Here is a 16,927-nt window from a genome sequence, read left to right as displayed (position 1 = left end):
CACACCCCATTATGGACACAACGCCCTCACCTGAGCCCCTCCCTCTGGGGCTGCAATTGCGACAGTTGCGCGAGGATAAATCGCTTACGCTGGAGGAGGTCTCTTTTCAAACCAAAATTTCCCGGGCAAACCTTGAGGCCATTGAGACTATGGCCTATGACAAACTGCCCGCCGATCCGTTCACTCGTGGTCAACTCATACTGTACGGAAACTTTCTCGGCATGGATGGCCGCCTTGCTGCTGATCATTTTTTTTATGAACGAGACGGAAGCACCGGTGAGCCACTGCCCGGTTCACATCATCCTCTTCTCAACCAGTCGATCACCTCCAAAAACCTGGCTGAACCTGCGCGAATTTCTTCAGCGTCAATAGCCGGTATTTTATTGCTGCTCATTGTCACCTTCTCCACACTCTTCTGCTTCTACTTCTCATGGAATCCCTTTGCGTTCCTCACAAACCAAAGTACGACCGCCACCTCGAGCGAGGCAACATTTCATCCGGCCGACCCTGCAACAAATCATGGATTTCAGCAGAGCACAAATAACGTCACAGCCCTGTTCAGTACAGACTGTCGTATCCTTGTTTCTCTGGACGACCAGCAGACTGTCGAACAATTTTACACAAAGGGATCACAGGCCCAGTGGCAGCCGGCAAAACAGCTCAAAGTCGAATTTCTCCAGCCTGACAGTGCTGAATTACAGTTAAATGGTACTGTCATTCCGTTTCCCGACGCCATAGAGGGACGTTTTATATTTCAATTACCGGCTACACATTCAGCCCCATGAATCTGCTCAAAACTCATGGGATCGTCTTACGCGTTGCCAAATACGGAGAATCCGACAAACTGATAACCTTTTATACAACAACCGCCGGCCGTATCACCGGTATAGCCAAAGGTGCTCAAAAAAGTAAACGCAGATTTGTCAACAAACTTGAAGAATTCACCCACCTGCACATCTACTGTCAACCGCCTCGAGCACCCCAGGGATTATTCTTCATCAGTGAAGCCGAACTTCTCGCTGCTCATCTCTCTCTCAGAACTGATGTGCACAGATATGTATCTGCTGCGTACATCTGTGACCTGTTCGTTCGTTTCACACGCGACAGTGATCCCGACCCTCAGTTGTATGCCCTGCTCAAATGGGCAATGACCGCTCTTGAACAGGATAAGTGGCCTTACAGAATTGTAGCGCTCACCCACCTTCATCTCCTCGGGATTGCAGGATATCGACCTGAAATAAACCTGTGCAATCACTGCCGCCGGCCGATCACTGCCACCTGCTCCTACATGCTCCTGCCGGGCAGCGGCGCCCTGTTGTGCAATCTCTGCAACTCTTCCGGCTCTTTATCCTTACCCCGGTTATCCATCCATACCCTGCGGCTCCTTGCCACCGGTCAGGCTCTTCCGTTCAATCGCCTCCATCACTTACACTTTACCCGGAAGGCGATTATTGAATCTTTATCTGCTCTTTATGTGTACAGCCTGCACCTGCTTCAACAAGATATACACTCATGGCGCACGCTCTGTTCACTTGGCTTCGCCCACGATGCGGCTCCTCCTGGTTTGACGAAGCAAAACAGCCCCACTTTTCTCCCCCCATCACATCATCGCGATCACACGATCTCTTCTCCCTGATCCCTGTGACCAGGCATACAGCAACAAGATGCCCCTTGACTGTCTTCCCATTTTCATTTAATCATCTACCAATCTTTCCAAGTGACCGAGTATACAGGTTATTGTTAATTCAGATCCCGGTTCGCACCAGCTGACGGCCGGGCACTGCACAGACCACCAAACATCTCTCACTTTTCCCGACAATTTCACTTCAAAACACTACACTATGAACCGTTCCGGCCTCATCATCACCCTCATCATGGGCTGCTTAGCCGTGCTTTTATGGAAAGTGGTCAATGCCCCCGACATGGAACCACCCTGGCCCACCAAAATCCAGGGATTCTCCTTCTCGCCATTTCAAGCAGGAGAGTCTCCAAGCAAAAAGATTTACCCATCTGTTGAGCAAATAGATCGGGACCTGTCAATCCTCGCCGGAGATGTTCATGCGGTACGATCCTACACGGTCGAAGATAACCTGGCTGAAATACCACGTCTGGCGGCAGCTCACGGGCTGAACGTTGTCCTTGGCGCCTGGATCACTCCCGATAAAGAGGGCAACGAAAAAGAAATCACCAAAATGATCAAAGTTTACCACGAGAACCACCGGAACATCGTTCGGGTGCTCGTTGGTAACGAGGTGCTTTTACGGACAGATCAGCCGCTTGAACAGATGCTCCGGTATCTCGATCGCGTCAAGAAATCGGTGAGAGCACCGGTGAGTACCGCTGAACCCTGGCATATCTGGCTGCAATACCCTCAGTTAGTTGAGCATGTCGACTTTATTGCCGTTCATCTTCTCCCCTACTGGGAAAGCATTCCTGTTGACCAGGCTGTCGACTACTGTGTGATGCGTTACAATGAGCTCAAACAGGCTTACCCAAACAAAGAGATCGTTATCAGTGAAGTGGGCTGGCCAAGTGGCGGACGTATCCGAAAAGGTGCTGTGGCCAGCCCTGCGAATCAGGCCAAGTTCCTGCGTCGGTTTCTGGATGTCGCGGAAAAAAACAAGTACACCTACTACATAATGGAGGCCTTTGATCAGATCTGGAAAAAGGAGCTGGAGGGAGAGGCCGGTAGTCTGTGGGGAGTGTACAACGATGCCCGGCAACCGAAGTTTGAATTTGTTGAACCGGTGATTCGCATTCCCCATTGGCGGGAATTAGCGGCGATCAGCATTGCCCTGGCGGTTATCATCTTATCCTTACTCTTCAGGGACAGCAAAGGCCTGCTGGATCGAGGTCGCGGATTTTTAGCGCTCATTGCCTACACCATCACCACTTTCGCTGTCTGGATGGTGTACGAGTTTCAGCGCCAGTATATGACGATTTCCTCCCTGCTGGTCGGTTTTGTTCTGCTCATCGCTGCAACCGGCGCAATTTTAGTCATTTTAGCCGAGGCACACGAGTGGGCTGAATCCCTGTGGATCAGGAAATGGCGGCGTCTTCCCCAACACTCACCTCCCGAGGCTGTCCCTGATGCGGACCTGCCCATGGTCTCTATCCATGTTCCGGCCTACAATGAACCACCGGACATGATGATTGAGACACTCAATGCGTTAGCCGCCCTGGACTACCCACGATTTGAGGTGCTGGTCATCGACAACAACACAAAGGATCCGGCAGTCTGGCAGCCGGTCCAGGAGCACTGCAAGGCCCTTGGCGAACGGTTTCGTTTCTTCCATGTTGATCCACTCGCCGGTTTCAAGGCAGGGGCACTGAACTATACCCTCCGGGAAACAGCACCGGAAGCGGAAGTCATAGCCGTTATTGACAGTGATTACATGGTTGAACCCAACTGGCTTCGCGCCCTGGTTCCTCAATTCGCCGATGAAAACATGGCCATTGTGCAGGCTCCCCAGGACTATCGCGATGGCAATGAGAGTATGTTCAAGGCCATGTGCCTTGCCGAATATCGAGGCTTTTTCCAGATCGGTATGGTGACACGCAATGAACGCAATGCCATCATCCAGCACGGAACCATGACCATGGTCCGACGAAAGGTGCTGGATGAGGTGGGTGGTTGGGCGGAATGGTGCATCACCGAAGATGCTGAGCTTGGTTTACGGATCTTTCAAAAAGGATATGCCGCCAGCTATACACCGTACAGCTTTGGTAAAGGACTGATGCCGGACACCTTTCTTGACTACAAAAAACAGCGCTTCCGCTGGGCCTATGGCTCCGTCCTTATCCTTCGCCACCACATGATGGCCATGTTTGGCCTGGAACGTACCAAGCTGACCAGAGGCCAGCGTTATCACTTTCTCGCCGGCTGGCTTCCCTGGTTTGCTGACGGTATCAACATGCTGTTCAACATGCTGGCACTTGTCTGGTCATGGGGAATGATCGTTTTCCCTGAGCACCTGTCGCCGCCTCATATTGTTTTTGCACTGCTGCCGGTCACTCTCTTTTTCTTCAAAAGTCTGAAGATGTTTTTTCTTTACCGTTCCCGGGTAACAGCCACCCGACGGCAGAGTCTGGCAGCCGGACTTGCCGGACTTGCACTCTCCCATACAATAGCCCGGGCAATGTTGACCGGCTTTCTCACCAGGCGTATCGGCTTTTTCCGGACTCCAAAGAATGCCCAGGCAAATGCCTTCATCAAAGCACTGGGAGACGCCCGCGAGGAGCTTCTCTTTGTTATTGCACTGGTCCTGGCTATTATCGGGATTATGTTGCGCGATGACAGCGACATGCTCGATGTCCGAATCTGGGTGACCGTACTGACGATCCAGTCGCTCCCTTATTTCGCATCGGTTGTCGTCTCTCTTATCAGTGGTTTACCAAAACTACCGGCCAAGCTGGTCGGTGTCATGGCTCCGTTAAAGGGCCTGGGCAAGAATTAACCCCCCCGGATCAGTTCCAGTAACTCCTCGGCACTGATCCGTGCACTGACATCTGCACCCTCAAGCAGTGAGTCGGCAAGATCCCGCTTTTCCTGATGTAAACGGACAATCTTCTCCTCAATGGTATTGACTGTCACCAGCCGGTACACGGTGACCGGTCGTTTCTGGCCGATCCGGTGAGCTCGATCAGCGGCCTGATCCTCAACAGCAGGGTTCCACCAGGGGTCCATGTGAATAACATAATCAGCGGCCGTCAGATTCAGGCCAAGACCTCCTGCTTTCAGGCTGATAAGAAACAGGTCGGCATCACCCGCCTGAAAACTCTCAACCTGCTGCTGACGCTCTTTCGCCGGTGTCCGCCCATCCAGGTACTTGTACGTGATCCCCTGCTCGTCAAGAAAGGAGCGAATAAGGGCAAGGTGACCGGTAAACTGACTGAACACCAGAGCCTTATGCCCGCCTCCCAGTAACTCCTCGACGGTCTCTGCGAAAACCTGCAGTTTGGTGGACGGTATATCGATCTGGTCATTAATCAACTTAGGATGGCAGCAGGCGCGTCTCAACCGCATGATCTCAGCAAGTATCTGTAAATGTCGCCCTGTTCGCTCCGTACCGGCCTCTATATTTTCAATGGCCTGTTGACGAATCGCCTCATAAAACTGCATCTCTTCCGGCTGCAGTTCGACCCGTAATGTAATCTCGGTCCGTAGAGGCAGCTCTTCCAGTACATCAGACTTAATGCGCCGCAACATGAAAGGCATGATCAGTTTTTTCAAAGCGCGTCGGGCTTTACGATCACGATGTTTTTCAATAGGAAGACCAAAGCGGCGGTTAAACTGTTTAAACGTCCCCAGTAAACCGGGATTGATGAAGTTAAAAAGATTCCACAGCTCTCCAAGATGGTTTTCAATGGGTGTGCCGGTGGTGATGAGACGAAAACTGCCGTTTAATCGCATCGCAGCTTTGGATCGTTTTGTTGCCGCATTTTTAATGGCCTGTGCCTCATCTAAAACAATCGACTGCCACCTGACTGTGGCTAATCGTTCTATCTCCTGATGCAGCAGCGTGTAACTTGCAATCAGTACATCAAACCTGCCCAGGGCCTCAACAGCCTCTTTGCGATTCAATTCTGAAAACATACAGACATTGAGCGTTGGCGCGAAGCGACCGATTTCTGCCTGCCAGTTCATACAGACCGAGGTCGGCGCCACCACCAACGACGGTCCAAGATGGGCAAAACTGAGTAGAACGGCAAGTGACTGCAGGGTCTTCCCCAGTCCCATATCATCAGCCAGACAGGCACCAATGCCAAGATGTGCCAATCGGCTCATCCACACAAAGCCTTCTTTTTGATAATCTCTCAACTCCGCTTTGAGTGTCGACGGCAATTTGGGGGTCAGCTGCTGGGCCTCGGCAATGGCCTGCAACCGTTTTTGCCAACCGCCATCGACCTTGGTCTTCGCCTGATGGGCCCACTCCTCTAAGGCAATGGCCGCCAATGGGTGGACTTTGACCTCCTGCTCATTCCCCGGATGACTGTCACCATACAAAATAAGCTCTTCTAAGCGGTGGCGAAACTCTTGCGTCAGAGCAAGAAACTGACCTTCACCCATGGGGATAAAGCGACTCTGCGCTGCTTTCACCTTATCCAGCAGAACCTTGAGCTCAATAACCTCATCCTGATCAACTTTCAGCTGACCCGACAGGGAAAACCAATCCTGCTGACTGGTACGAATATTCAGGTTCAGCTGATTGATGCCGGCCTGACGACGCACAGCCAGTTTCCCGCCTTCCGGCCACTCAAGAACAACCTTGTCTCTGATCTCCTCAATCTCAAGCAATACCTGCAGACACTCTTCCGGGTCAACCAAGTGCCATTCCCGGCGATTTTCCTGTTCAAAATCAATCGCCAGATCCAGCATGGGACAACTTTCCTCAATCTCCTGAGCCTTCTCCTCCTCCAGACGAAGGTTTCGTTTTGTCCGCAACCGTTTACCGCCGACCTCACTGACCAGGTTGGCCACACCAACACCCGGCTTCAGATAGGGCCCGCCATCAGTAAAGGGGCGCACAAAGAACTCTATACGGAATCCTCTGCTATAGGGAATAATGTGGATATGGATAGTTGAGTCACTCTCAACCTGCTCGGTCTTGATGTCACCGCCGGGCACTTCAATGGCGGAGTGAACGGTCATAAAAGATGCAATACTGCCGATCGCATCCAGCAACTGACCGCTGGCAGCCAGGGGAACCAGCAATCCCTCTCTTCCTGTGATCTCCGCAATCTGCCGGTGCTCATCACGAATACGAATAATACGGAAACGGGTTGGAGTTTCCTGCCAGACGGCAACTGTACCTGTACCGATATCCTGCAGAAATCGAATAAACAGCGACTCTTCTCTCCGCTCAACAACAAGTTCGGGTTCCCCGGCCACGATTTCAACCGGCGTCCGGGGCGAATGTCTCATAAACACCAGAGGGTGCCCGATTAAAGCGGGTAAGGCTTTCTCCAGATCAAAATGATACCCCCTATTTCTGCCACCACCATCCTCTGTCTGAATCAAAGCCTCACACACCAACCGGTCCTGTGCGGTTAAATAATCGACCTCCCGATTCAAGAACAAACGCTTGAAAGCTATGCTCCGGCCTTTGCTCCAGTGGCCGGCAGCTGACCGTCTCTGTTCTTTTGGTGTCAACTTCAAGGTGTCGTTGGTGTACTCAACCAGCCAGCAGAGCCGTGTCGTTCGTTCCGCCTCCTTAATTTTATTCGTCACCTCAATGAGCTCATGCAAGCTCTGTTTCCATGAGGTGCTCGGTGTGATGATGTGGGTGAGGAAAGGCGACCGGAGCTGTTGTGACAGCTCCTGAGCGGTCTCTCTGAGCGGTGCACAGCTCTCATCCACCGTGGCCAGCAGTTCTGCTGACTCCATGGCCACCCAGAGAAACTCGTTATCCAATGCTTTTTGATGTAACCGCTGCAGTGATGCAAGGAAGCGCGGCGGGATCTCCACCCCCATCCAATGAAGGCACAGCATGGCCACGAGCAGTGTCAAACTCCGTTTTTCTGTGGCCAGTTTCTCGGTAAGCACCAGCATATCCGGCAGGTCGGCGTCATCAGCGCAGAGAAATGCATCAAGAAACCGGTAGAGCAACTCTTCTCCACAGTCGTGACACCGGTTTAAAACCGTGATCAGGGCTTCACGAACCCGCTGTCGATCCCCGGCATGGTTACGTGATAAAAGAGCAAAAATACAAAAAAGACCGGTGTTTCCCAGAAAGAAGAAGGGTTGGGCGTCTGCATACTGCTCGAGATGCAGCAGGTCTGCCTCAAACAGTTCCAGGGCACCTTCGGTATCACCGGAAAGGAAGGCAAGTGAACCCGCAAATCCGGATCCAAGGAAGGAATCGCCATGCCGTTTGAGCAGATTGTCCAGGTGTTCCAGTCGTCCCTGCATCAAATAATATTCTGCCAAAAGGCGCCGGAAAGGAATACGCTCGTCGGGAGAGACGTTCAGATGTTCTTCATCCTCAAGAAGTGTCACGATAAGCGGGAAATGACAGAGCTGGTCCAGGGCATAGCGGATAATTTGATGCAGCAGAAAAAACTGCATAGACCCGGGGAGAGAGGCAAACCACAGGGGGTCAAAAGCCCTGGCCACCACAGAGACTGCCGGCGGCTCTATCGGCAGACGTGAAGAACATTCACTTTTAAGGAAGGTAACGGCATCGTCAAGTTTGTCAAAATCTGAACTGTACAAACCTATGCGAAACTGTCGCACTGCCCGCCAACATCTGGTTGACCATTTGCCGTGCAGGTAGTTAACCGGCGCCATTTTTTCAACCAATGCGGCTATCCGGGCAAAATGTTGACGAGTCACGGCCTGCCGAACCAAGAACTCTGCCAGGGGCGCAGGACACTGATTTTTTGAAGACAAGAACCCCTTTGCCCGTAAACGAGTGACCATCGCGCCAACCTCTTCCTGGTTGGGCTTGTGCTCACCGAACAGAGCAGGGTCCAGGTGTGCCAGACAACGACTTAAAAATCGAACTGAAACCGGCTCATAGATAATCGCGACAAGTTGCAGAAGAACCTGTTCACTTGCGGTGAGGGCAGAGACCGCATGTATATCCGGAGAGTTACCTGCTGATACTGCTGATGTTGCCACGAACAGAGAAGGGAGCAAAGAATTGGAGATGCTTTTGATCACGCCGTGGCCCATCACCTGTCAGGAGTTGTGCCATCCTCGTCGTGAACCGCATCGATGATGAACAGACCAAAGCGTACTGTACAAACAAAGTGCCCTGCACTTCAGATGGGGTGTCGTAGAGGGTAATCACTGCAGCATTCTGGTATTCGTCCAGACACTGGCTTCTTTTCGCAGCTTCCCAAGCCATTCAGTAACCAGTGTATTTTTATTGAGTTCAAGGAGTTGTTGTTCCAAGGCGTGTTGTCTGTCAGCATCGAGTTTCTCCCTGCTCTGTCGGATATCAACGATTTGATATACATAATAGGCAGGCCCGACAGCAATGACGTTTTCGGGAAAGATGTCCTTACCGATCCGGTTCAAGGCATCTTGAAGCAGTTCATCAGGAACCTCCCCAGACACATCGTTGCGTGACAGATACCCTGATTCCTGCCGCTGCACATCACCAGGCCACTGCTTCTGCTCCTGCATCTTCTTCAACGTCTCTTTTGCTGATGCCTGAGCCAGCTCAACACTTTTTGCCTTTGCATAGTCCTGTTCCACCTGTTCACGTACAGCTGTTAGTTCGGGCACAGCCGATTCCCTGACATCATCAACAAAGAAAATCGCATACCCGGTTGCCGTTTCAACAGTGGAGCTCAACTCTCCTTTGCGCAGTTTGAAAGCAGCCTGTAAAAATGCAGGATCATTCATCATATCATCTTTCGGTGGAGCTTCGCGCATAAAAAAGTCTGTCTGCCGAATAGGATGAGCGTTGCCGGTGCGGCCATAATTGGCCAGACTCCCGGCACGAATAATTTCTTCATACGCTGCTGAAGCCTTTTTAAAGGTAATCGCTTTGACTCCCTGCTGTTCAAGTTGCTCACGAATTGACGAGGTGACCTCCTCAAGTGCCTGCGTCTTGGCCGGCTGTATTTCTTCCAACCTGACGAGATGAAAGCCAAAAGGGGTCTCCACCACATCACTCAACTCTCCTTTTTGCAAAGCAAAAACCGCATCTTCAAAGGGTTGAACCATCTGACCACGACTGAAAAAACCAAGATCTCCGCCTTTAGTTTTGCTGCTGTCTTCAGAAAACTGTTGAGCCAGTCGCGAGAAATCAGCACCGTTTTTAAGTTGCGTTAAAAGAGCAACAACCCTGTCTCTCTTTGCCTGCCTGACCTCTGCCGTATCATCCGGCAGAACCTTGAGTAAAATGTGTCGGGCCCGACGTTTTTCAGGCACATTGTACTGGTCAACATGTTCAGAATAAAACGTTTTGACCGCCTGATCGTTCACGACAACCTGCTTGACATCCTCTGAATATGGAAACGTAATGTACTGCAGCTTTATTTGTGGAGGAGTTTTATAATTGTGCTGGTTCGCATCGTACCACTTGACCAACACCTCATCAGTTATGACTACCTTCTTGATAAAATCCTCACTTGGTATCGAAGCATAGGCAAGTTTGACCTCCTGACCGACATACTCCGACCACTGCTGTATCTCCGCCGGAGAAAGGGTGGCAAGCATATCGAAAACATCGAAAAGACGCTGCATCAGCAGATCATTGTGTATGCCGGTTTCAAAGGATGCAGGGGAGAGTCTGTTTTGTTCAAGCACCAGTTTATATTTCTCTAAATCAAAACGCCCCTCATCACGGAAGGCCTCCATTGCCTGAATTTTTCGCTGAATAGCCTCATCACTGACCAGAATGCCCATCTGCATTGCACCCTGTCGCATTAACTCTGTCTGGATCAGTTGGTCCAAAACCTGCTCTTTTAATCCCATACTCTCAAGCAACTCCTTCGGGATATGGCCGCCGAATTGTTGCCTGTACTGCTCGAGTGTGCGTTCGTACTGTTGCTGATAATCTCGATAAGGTATTTCCTTACCGTTAACCACAGCAAACGCGTTCGGGTTGTCTTTGACATTGGTTCCAACTCCCCAGAAGATAAAAACCACTGCAATGATAATCACAATGAGTTGAACACCAAACGATTGAGCATTTTTTCTCAGTAGATTGAGCATAATTATGTCGTACTTTTCAGTGAGTTAAGAGTTTTCAATTTGTCAAAAACGTATTATGTTCAATTTGTTTACAAGTTACCAGAGAAAAATGAGGGAAATGCGTACAGAGACAACGACTGAGGGTACATTTTAAAAAAACAGGGTGGATACTTGACAAAGGTCCCCCCCTATAGTATTAAATCGGTGTTTTTTTAATTAGGCTTCGAATACTCACCATAATAAAAACTTGGCCAAGGAGGAACATATGGCAACTATTGAGCACAAGGGCAAAACATACGAGGTGGACGAGGATGGCTTCTTGCTGAAAGGCCAGGAAGAGTGGGATGAGAACTGGGTAGATTATGTGAAAACCGTTGAAGGTATTGCAGAAATCACCGATGAGCATCAGAAAGTCATCGATGCCCTTCAGGAGTACTACAAAAAGAATGGTATTGCGCCTATGGTTCGTATCCTTTCCAAAACCACCGGCTTTCCATTGAAGCGCATCTATGAGCTGTTTCCATCCGGACCAGGTAAAGGTGCCTGTAAAATGGCTGGTCTCCCGAAACCAACCGGCTGCGTCTGATCACTGATTGTTTTTTCCGAACAAAAAAGGCTGTCATTCCGACAGCCTTTTTTGTTTACCTCTCTCCGGGAACTCCGTTTTTTCCATTTCTGTCTACACTGGTTTTTCCGAAAAACGGGCATTACCCACCAGAAAAGTTCTTTTCCCTAAATTCTCCGGAGTGCTCTGCCGGAATAAAAAAATATCGAGCTAGCCCATACAGCCACCGGCATCTGGATACACTACGGTGTTCAGTAGCGGATGACAAATGTTGCATATTCTCCCTGAAAATTTTCCTCAACGCACTCAACATGGGAGACAACAGCAAAAGGTGAACCGACCGACAACCAGGAGACCAGAGTATCAACCCGGGAAGCTTCCCCCTCACAAAGAACAGCAACCGTACCGTCGGCCTGATTCTTTACCCAACCGGAAAGTCCAAGACGATTTGCCTCCTGCCGGGTATATTCCCGGAATGCAACACGTTGCACCCTACCGTATATAACTGCGCGGATTCGCTTTGTGTTCATTTCACCTCCTGGGAACCAGCTGCAAAAACTCTGCTTCATTGATAAGTGAAAGACCAAGCTCCACAGCCTTTTTCTGTTTACTACCGGCTTTGTTCCCAACGACCACATCAGTCACCCGCTGACTGATGCTGGTTGCCACCTGTCCGCCCTGCAACTTTACCATCTGCTTGGCCTCCTCTCTGGAAAGAGTGGACAAAGATCCGGTGAAAAGAAAGACCCGACCACTGAGTGAGGCATGACCTCCCTGAACAGCCTGTACCGTTAGACCCGCAGCAAGCAGCTGTCTGATGGTTGCCCGGTTATCAGCATCCATGAAATATTCATGAACCGATGTTGCTATTTGCTCTCCAACACCTTCAATATGAAGTAACTGTTCTTTTTCAGCGGTCATCAGCTGATAAATATCAACAAAATGGTCGGCCAGAATGCTCGCTGTAACTTCTCCAACATAACGAATACCAAGAGCACGGATCAACTGTGCCAGCCCTATACTCTTTTTCTCCTCAATGGCAGCCAAAACATTATCAGCCGATTTTTCTCCCCACCCGTTCAGTTCGGCCAAAGTCTTCTTATTTAATGTGAAAAAGTCTGCCATTGTCTGCACACACTCTGCCCGCACCAGTTGTTCAACATTTTTTTTACCCAATCCATCCACATCCAACCCATTTTTACCGACAAAGTGTATCAACTTCTGCAACTGTTGAGCCGGGCAGTAGCGATTGACACAGCGAACAACAGCCTCCCCCTTTGGTTGAATCAGAGGCTGGCCGCATTCAGGGCAGTTTTGAGGAAAGATGATCGGCTGCTCCTGACCGGTACGCATCTCAGTGACCACTTTGACAATTTCCGGTATCACGTCTCCAGCTCGCTGCACCAGAACAGTGTCATGTACCATCAAACCCTTCCGCTCGATCTCATCCCGATTATGAAGGGTGGCCCGCTGCACAATCACTCCATTGAGCTCAACGGGCTGCAGATGTGCCACCGGCGTTATTGCCCCGGTTCTTCCGACTTGAAAGTCAACAGCGTCAACTGTTGTTGTGGCCTGTGTGGCCGGAAACTTCCAGGCTACAGCCCAGCGTGGAGCCCGTGCTGTAGCCCCCAGACGTTGCTGCAGATCCAGTCTTTCAACCTTGACCACCATACCATCGATTTCATAATCCAGATCATGTCTTACCGATAGCAGGTGCTGAAAGTGCTCCTCAACCTGTTCTAAATCCATGCAAACGCTGATCAGCCTGTTAACAGGAAAACCAAGGTTACGAAGCCGGACAAACAGAGTTTCCTGATTGACGACTCCAGGCAGGGCAGGAGGGCCAATACCGTACACATAAAAAGAAAGAGGCCGCTGCGCAGTAATCCTGGGGTCGAGCTGCCGTAAAGAACCGGCAGCCGCGTTGCGGGGGTTGGCGAACAGAGGTTCACCAGCCTTTTCCCGTTGTCGGTTCAGAGCAGCAAACCCCTGCTTTGTCAAAAAAACCTCACCGCGGACGATCAACTCTTCCGGGATGGCGCTGTCATCATCAGTCAGCAATCGTAAGGGTATCGCTGGTACGGTTTTTAATTGACCTGTAATGTCTTCGCCGACCAGTCCATCACCACGGGTCGATCCAAGAACAAACACCCCCTGGCGATACACCAGCTCCACGGCCAGACCATCAAGTTTTGGTTCTGCAATCAGATGCACAGGTTCATCGGATTTAAGGTATCGATGCACCTTTTCCACAAACTCGACAAACTCGCTTTTGCTGAAGATATTATCCAACCCAAGCATTGGAGAAGAATGTTCAACCGGAGCAAAGGCTTCCAGGGGCTGCCCACCGACCCGCTGACTGGGAGAGTCGGCAGTCACCAGCTCCGGATGCGTCTTCTCCAGGGAAAGCAGCTCGCGAAACAGTGCATCGTACTCACCATCGGCAATAATGGGGTCGTCAAGCACATAATACCGGTGTGCATGCAGGTGGATCTGCTTTCGCAGATACCTCAATCGTTCGGCTGCTCCCTGTTCCATTGCCTACATATCCTCAATCAACACGCCACCCTTGGCAATGTTCACAGGACTCTCCTCGTCAATAAACAGCAGTACCGCCTCCTTGGGTTTGCTGGTCGCCTTGACAATAACATCAGTGACCCCCTGAGCTATCTGCTGTTTCTGCTCCTTGGTAAGCTTCCCTGCAACTCGAATACTGACATACGGCATATACCACCTCTTCTTCTAGGGTTGACTGGTGAAGGTTATTCCATACAATAGGAAGTATCGTTAACAACAGTTTGTCGTAAACAGCGACAAACACCATCTGTTTTTACGGGACAAACGTTCTTTGTGCGGGTAAAGATAGCAGAAATTAACAACCACGTCGATCAACAATACCATACCCTGTGACGACAATTTCCAAAGGAGAACTAGAAAAATGCATGTTATTGTTACCGGCGGCGCTGGATATATCGGCAGTCATACATGTCTGGAGCTACTCAGTGCAGGTTATCAGGTTACGGTGATCGACAACCTCTGTAACTCTTCCCAGGAATCCATCCGGCGGGTTGAAGAGCTGACGCAAAAATCCATTGCCTTCTTTGCAGTCGACCTGTTGGACATTGAAGCTGTTCGCGCTGTTTTCTCCGCCACACCGGATGCAATGGCGGTCATCCACTTTGCCGGTCTCAAGGCTGTTGGTGAATCGGTCCAACAGCCTCTGCGCTACTACCGTAACAATCTTGACTCCACCATCAATCTCTGTCAGGTGATGCATGAGCATGGCCTCACAAACATTGTTTTTTCCTCGTCAGCAACCGTTTACGGTGATCCGGCCTCAGTACCGATCAGGGAAGATTTCCCGCTGTCCTGCACCAATCCCTATGGTCGCACCAAACTGATAACTGAAGAAATTCTCCGTGATCTGCACACAGCCGATCCCCGCTGGAATGTCATTTTACTCCGTTACTTCAATCCGGTCGGTGCTCATGTCAGCGGTCGTATCGGCGAAGACCCCAGCGGGATTCCCAACAATCTCATGCCGTACATTTCCCAGGTTGCCGTCGGCAAACTACCGGAATTATCGATCTTTGGCGGTGATTACCCCACCGTCGACGGCACCGGGGTGCGTGACTACATCCATGTTGTTGACCTTGCCCGCGGCCATCTGCATGCATTAAACAAACTGCATGAACAACAGGGTGTTGCCGTTTACAACCTGGGAACCGGCCGGGGATATTCGGTCAAAGAAATGGTTACCGCCTTTGCAAAGGCCAGCAAACGCCCGGTCCCCTATCGTATTACCGACCGCCGGGCAGGTGACATAGCTCAATGCTATGCTGATCCGTCCCTGGCCCGGGAAGAACTGGGATGGCAGGCACGTTATGGTATTGAGGAGATGTGCGCCGACACCTGGCGGTGGCAGGTCAACAACCCAAACGGTTATCAATGACCCAATAACCGTTCTCAGTGTATAATCATCAGATTGTCTTTACAGAACCAACCTTCAGCTCCATGGCAAACTCTTTCCAGGATACCTTGTTTACCTCCGGTGTCATCGCGGAGGACTTCACGTTCAATGAGCACGTGGCAGAGGTGTTTGACGATATGCTCGATCGTTCCATCCCCTGTTATCGTCTTGTCATTGATGCAATGGCCCAACTTCTTTCCTGCCATCTCCAACCCGGGGCCACGGTTTATGATCTCGGCTGCTCCACCGGAACAACCCTCCTGGAGCTGGCAAAACGATTGCCCAGGATGGACCTTACATACATCGGCATTGACAACGCTCCAGCCATGCTGGCTAAAGCACGCTGCAAAAGTGTCGAATACAGCAAAGATCACGACATCCGCTTCCTGCACAGTGATATCATCTCCTGCCACCTGCCTGGAGCAAAGGCTGTCCTGTGCAATTACACCCTGCAATTTCTTCGCCCATTAACCAGGCAGAGCTTTATTAACCGTATTTTCACTGCTCTTCCCTCTGGAGGTGTATTGCTGTTGAGTGAGAAAATCATTGCCCGCTCCAGCCGTCTAAACCGTGATTTTATTGAGATCTATCACTCGTTTAAAAAAAAACAGGGGTACTCAGAGCTTGAAATCGCTGCCAAACGTGAAGCCCTGGAAAATATTCTTATCCCCTTTTCAATCGAGGAAAATACAGCTCTGTTACGACAGGCCGGTTTCACCGAAATCGAACCATTTTTCACCTGGTTTAATTTTTCCTCAATCGTGGCTCTGAAACGTTAACCTGATGAAACTGCTGGATATTTTCCCCAATACCCGGACAGATCAACTCCAACGGATCCTCTCCGACAAATTCGCCTGGATCAACCAGGACAAAAAAGGATTTCTTCGCTATCGTGCCCTTCTGCAACAGGTGGCTCATCTGCGGGCCTCTTCCTGTGATTTTTCCGCAGACATGGTGTGCATCGGCACAGCAACCGACCTCTCTCTTGATGAACAACAGACCGTACACCAGGTTCTTCGCAGCCTTATGCCCTGGCGTAAAGGTCCTTTTTCAGTTTTTGGGATTGAAATTGACGCAGAGTGGCGCAGCGAACGCAAATGGAACCGAATAATCCCAGAGCTTCCCGATTTAACAGACAAAGTGATCGCTGATATCGGTTGTAACAACGGGTACTATATGTTTCGAATGGCATCTCACCGTCCGGCTTATATTCTTGGCTTTGAGCCGTATGTTCACCATTATTATGCATTTCACACCCTGAATACCTTTGCACACCAGGAAAATCTTGGTGTCGAATTACTCGGCATTGATCATCTCCCGTTGTTCCCGGAGAGCTTTGATGTTATTTTCTGTCTTGGCATCCTGTATCATCGTCCTTCTCCAATAGAGGCCTTGCGAGATCTGCACGTCGCGCTTAAGCCAAACGGTACACTTTTCATTGAATCTCAGGCCATTCCCGGCCGGGAGCCGGTGGCCCTGTTCCCGGAGACAACCTATGCCAAGGTGCCGGGAACATGGTTTGTACCCACCGCCAGTTGCCTGCATAACTGGTTGACACGAACAGGGTTCAACAAGGTGCGGTTGTTTCATGATCATGCCATGAGCTCGGCAGAACAGCGCCGCACCTCCTGGATGACCTTCGAGTCATATGAAGATTTTATTGACAATAAAAATCCTGCACTTACAGTAGAAGGGTTCCCGGCTCCCCGTCGGGTGTTCTTTAAGGCTGTAAAATAGC

12 protein-coding genes are annotated in these 16,927 nt (G+C 50.5%); 7 read left to right on the top strand and 5 right to left on the bottom strand.

Annotated features, from left to right (window positions below; all coding sequences use genetic code 11):
• Window positions 1–11 precede the first annotated feature (11 nt).
• From HP555_RS05865 to HP555_RS05855, 3 genes are all read left to right on the top strand, one after another.
• Complete coding sequence (locus HP555_RS05865) at window positions 12–785, top strand: helix-turn-helix domain-containing protein (RefSeq protein ID WP_199264245.1); 774 nt, start codon at window positions 12–14, stop codon at window positions 783–785.
• Window positions 782–1,636 (top strand): DNA repair protein RecO, encoded by an 855-nt coding sequence (gene recO, locus HP555_RS05860; RefSeq protein WP_199264244.1) that lies wholly within the window; start codon window positions 782–784, stop codon window positions 1,634–1,636. The genes HP555_RS05865 and recO overlap by 4 nt, the downstream gene beginning before the upstream one ends.
• 205 nt (window positions 1,637–1,841) lie before the next feature.
• Window positions 1,842–4,457 (top strand): glycosyltransferase, encoded by a 2,616-nt coding sequence (locus HP555_RS05855; RefSeq protein WP_199264243.1) that lies wholly within the window; start codon window positions 1,842–1,844, stop codon window positions 4,455–4,457.
• Here the strand turns inward: HP555_RS05855 and HP555_RS05850 are convergent.
• Both HP555_RS05850 and HP555_RS05845 read right to left on the bottom strand, forming a co-directional pair.
• A complete protein-coding gene (locus HP555_RS05850; RefSeq protein WP_233249263.1) occupies window positions 4,454–8,665 on the bottom strand; it encodes a DEAD/DEAH box helicase in 4,212 nt (1,403 codons plus the stop codon). The genes HP555_RS05855 and HP555_RS05850 overlap by 4 nt on opposite strands.
• Window positions 8,666–8,791: 126 nt before the next feature.
• Complete coding sequence (locus tag HP555_RS05845; protein ID WP_199264241.1) at window positions 8,792–10,672, bottom strand: SurA N-terminal domain-containing protein; 1,881 nt, start codon at window positions 10,670–10,672, stop codon at window positions 8,792–8,794.
• A gap of 244 nt (window positions 10,673–10,916) precedes the next feature.
• Between HP555_RS05845 and HP555_RS05840 the strand changes: the two genes are divergently transcribed.
• Window positions 10,917–11,237 carry a TusE/DsrC/DsvC family sulfur relay protein gene (locus tag HP555_RS05840; RefSeq protein WP_199264240.1) on the top strand — a complete coding sequence of 107 codons (321 nt, stop codon included), beginning with the start codon at window positions 10,917–10,919 and terminating at the stop codon, window positions 11,235–11,237.
• 230 nt (window positions 11,238–11,467) lie between these two features.
• Here the strand turns inward: HP555_RS05840 and HP555_RS05835 are convergent, their stop codons facing one another.
• From HP555_RS05835 to HP555_RS05825, 3 genes are read right to left on the bottom strand one after another with little or no spacing between them, the layout of a single operon-like run.
• Window positions 11,468–11,746 (bottom strand): acylphosphatase, encoded by a 279-nt coding sequence (locus tag HP555_RS05835; RefSeq protein WP_199264239.1) that lies wholly within the window; start codon window positions 11,744–11,746, stop codon window positions 11,468–11,470.
• A gap of 1 nt (window position 11,747) precedes the next feature.
• Window positions 11,748–13,757, bottom strand: a complete 2,010-nt coding sequence (ligA, locus tag HP555_RS05830; protein WP_199264238.1) for an NAD-dependent DNA ligase LigA — start codon at window positions 13,755–13,757, stop codon at window positions 11,748–11,750.
• Window positions 13,758–13,760: 3 nt separating this feature from the next.
• On the bottom strand, window positions 13,761–13,946 hold the full coding sequence (locus tag HP555_RS05825) for a tautomerase family protein (RefSeq protein ID WP_199264237.1): 186 nt from the start codon (window positions 13,944–13,946) through the stop codon (window positions 13,761–13,763).
• Between the two features lie 211 nt (window positions 13,947–14,157).
• On the opposite strand from HP555_RS05825, the gene galE reads away from it, so the two are divergent.
• From galE to cmoB, 3 genes are all read left to right on the top strand, one after another.
• Window positions 14,158–15,171 carry a UDP-glucose 4-epimerase GalE gene (gene galE / locus HP555_RS05820; protein ID WP_199264236.1) on the top strand — a complete coding sequence of 338 codons (1,014 nt, stop codon included), beginning with the start codon at window positions 14,158–14,160 and terminating at the stop codon, window positions 15,169–15,171.
• 62 nt (window positions 15,172–15,233) lie between these two features.
• Window positions 15,234–15,968, top strand: a complete 735-nt coding sequence (cmoA, locus tag HP555_RS05815; protein ID WP_199264235.1) for a carboxy-S-adenosyl-L-methionine synthase CmoA — start codon at window positions 15,234–15,236, stop codon at window positions 15,966–15,968.
• A gap of 4 nt (window positions 15,969–15,972) precedes the next feature.
• Window positions 15,973–16,926 (top strand): tRNA 5-methoxyuridine(34)/uridine 5-oxyacetic acid(34) synthase CmoB, encoded by a 954-nt coding sequence (gene cmoB, locus HP555_RS05810; RefSeq protein WP_199264234.1) that lies wholly within the window; start codon window positions 15,973–15,975, stop codon window positions 16,924–16,926.
• Window position 16,927: the final 1 nt, after the last annotated feature.

The sequence above is a fragment of the Desulfobulbus oligotrophicus genome (assembly GCF_016446285.1).
GTDB classification, from domain to species: domain Bacteria; phylum Desulfobacterota; class Desulfobulbia; order Desulfobulbales; family Desulfobulbaceae; genus Desulfobulbus; species Desulfobulbus oligotrophicus.
This window is presented reverse-complemented; position numbering and strand designations above follow the sequence as displayed.

Excerpts from the sequence above, each read along its gene's own strand:
- HP555_RS05865 (WP_199264245.1), top strand. The coding sequence starts at position 12 with ATGGACACAACGCCCTCACCTGAGCCCCTCCCTCTGGGGCTGCAATTG.
- recO (WP_199264244.1), top strand. The coding sequence starts at position 782 with ATGAATCTGCTCAAAACTCATGGGATCGTCTTACGCGTTGCCAAATAC.
- HP555_RS05855 (WP_199264243.1), top strand. The coding sequence starts at position 1,842 with ATGAACCGTTCCGGCCTCATCATCACCCTCATCATGGGCTGCTTAGCC.
- HP555_RS05845 (WP_199264241.1), bottom strand. The coding sequence starts at position 10,672 with ATGCTCAATCTACTGAGAAAAAATGCTCAATCGTTTGGTGTTCAACTC.
- HP555_RS05840 (WP_199264240.1), top strand. The coding sequence starts at position 10,917 with ATGGCAACTATTGAGCACAAGGGCAAAACATACGAGGTGGACGAGGAT.
- HP555_RS05835 (WP_199264239.1), bottom strand. The coding sequence starts at position 11,746 with ATGAACACAAAGCGAATCCGCGCAGTTATATACGGTAGGGTGCAACGT.
- ligA (WP_199264238.1), bottom strand. The coding sequence starts at position 13,757 with ATGGAACAGGGAGCAGCCGAACGATTGAGGTATCTGCGAAAGCAGATC.
- HP555_RS05825 (WP_199264237.1), bottom strand. The coding sequence starts at position 13,946 with ATGCCGTATGTCAGTATTCGAGTTGCAGGGAAGCTTACCAAGGAGCAG.
- galE (WP_199264236.1), top strand. The coding sequence starts at position 14,158 with ATGCATGTTATTGTTACCGGCGGCGCTGGATATATCGGCAGTCATACA.
- cmoA (WP_199264235.1), top strand. The coding sequence starts at position 15,234 with ATGGCAAACTCTTTCCAGGATACCTTGTTTACCTCCGGTGTCATCGCG.
- cmoB (WP_199264234.1), top strand. The coding sequence starts at position 15,973 with ATGAAACTGCTGGATATTTTCCCCAATACCCGGACAGATCAACTCCAA.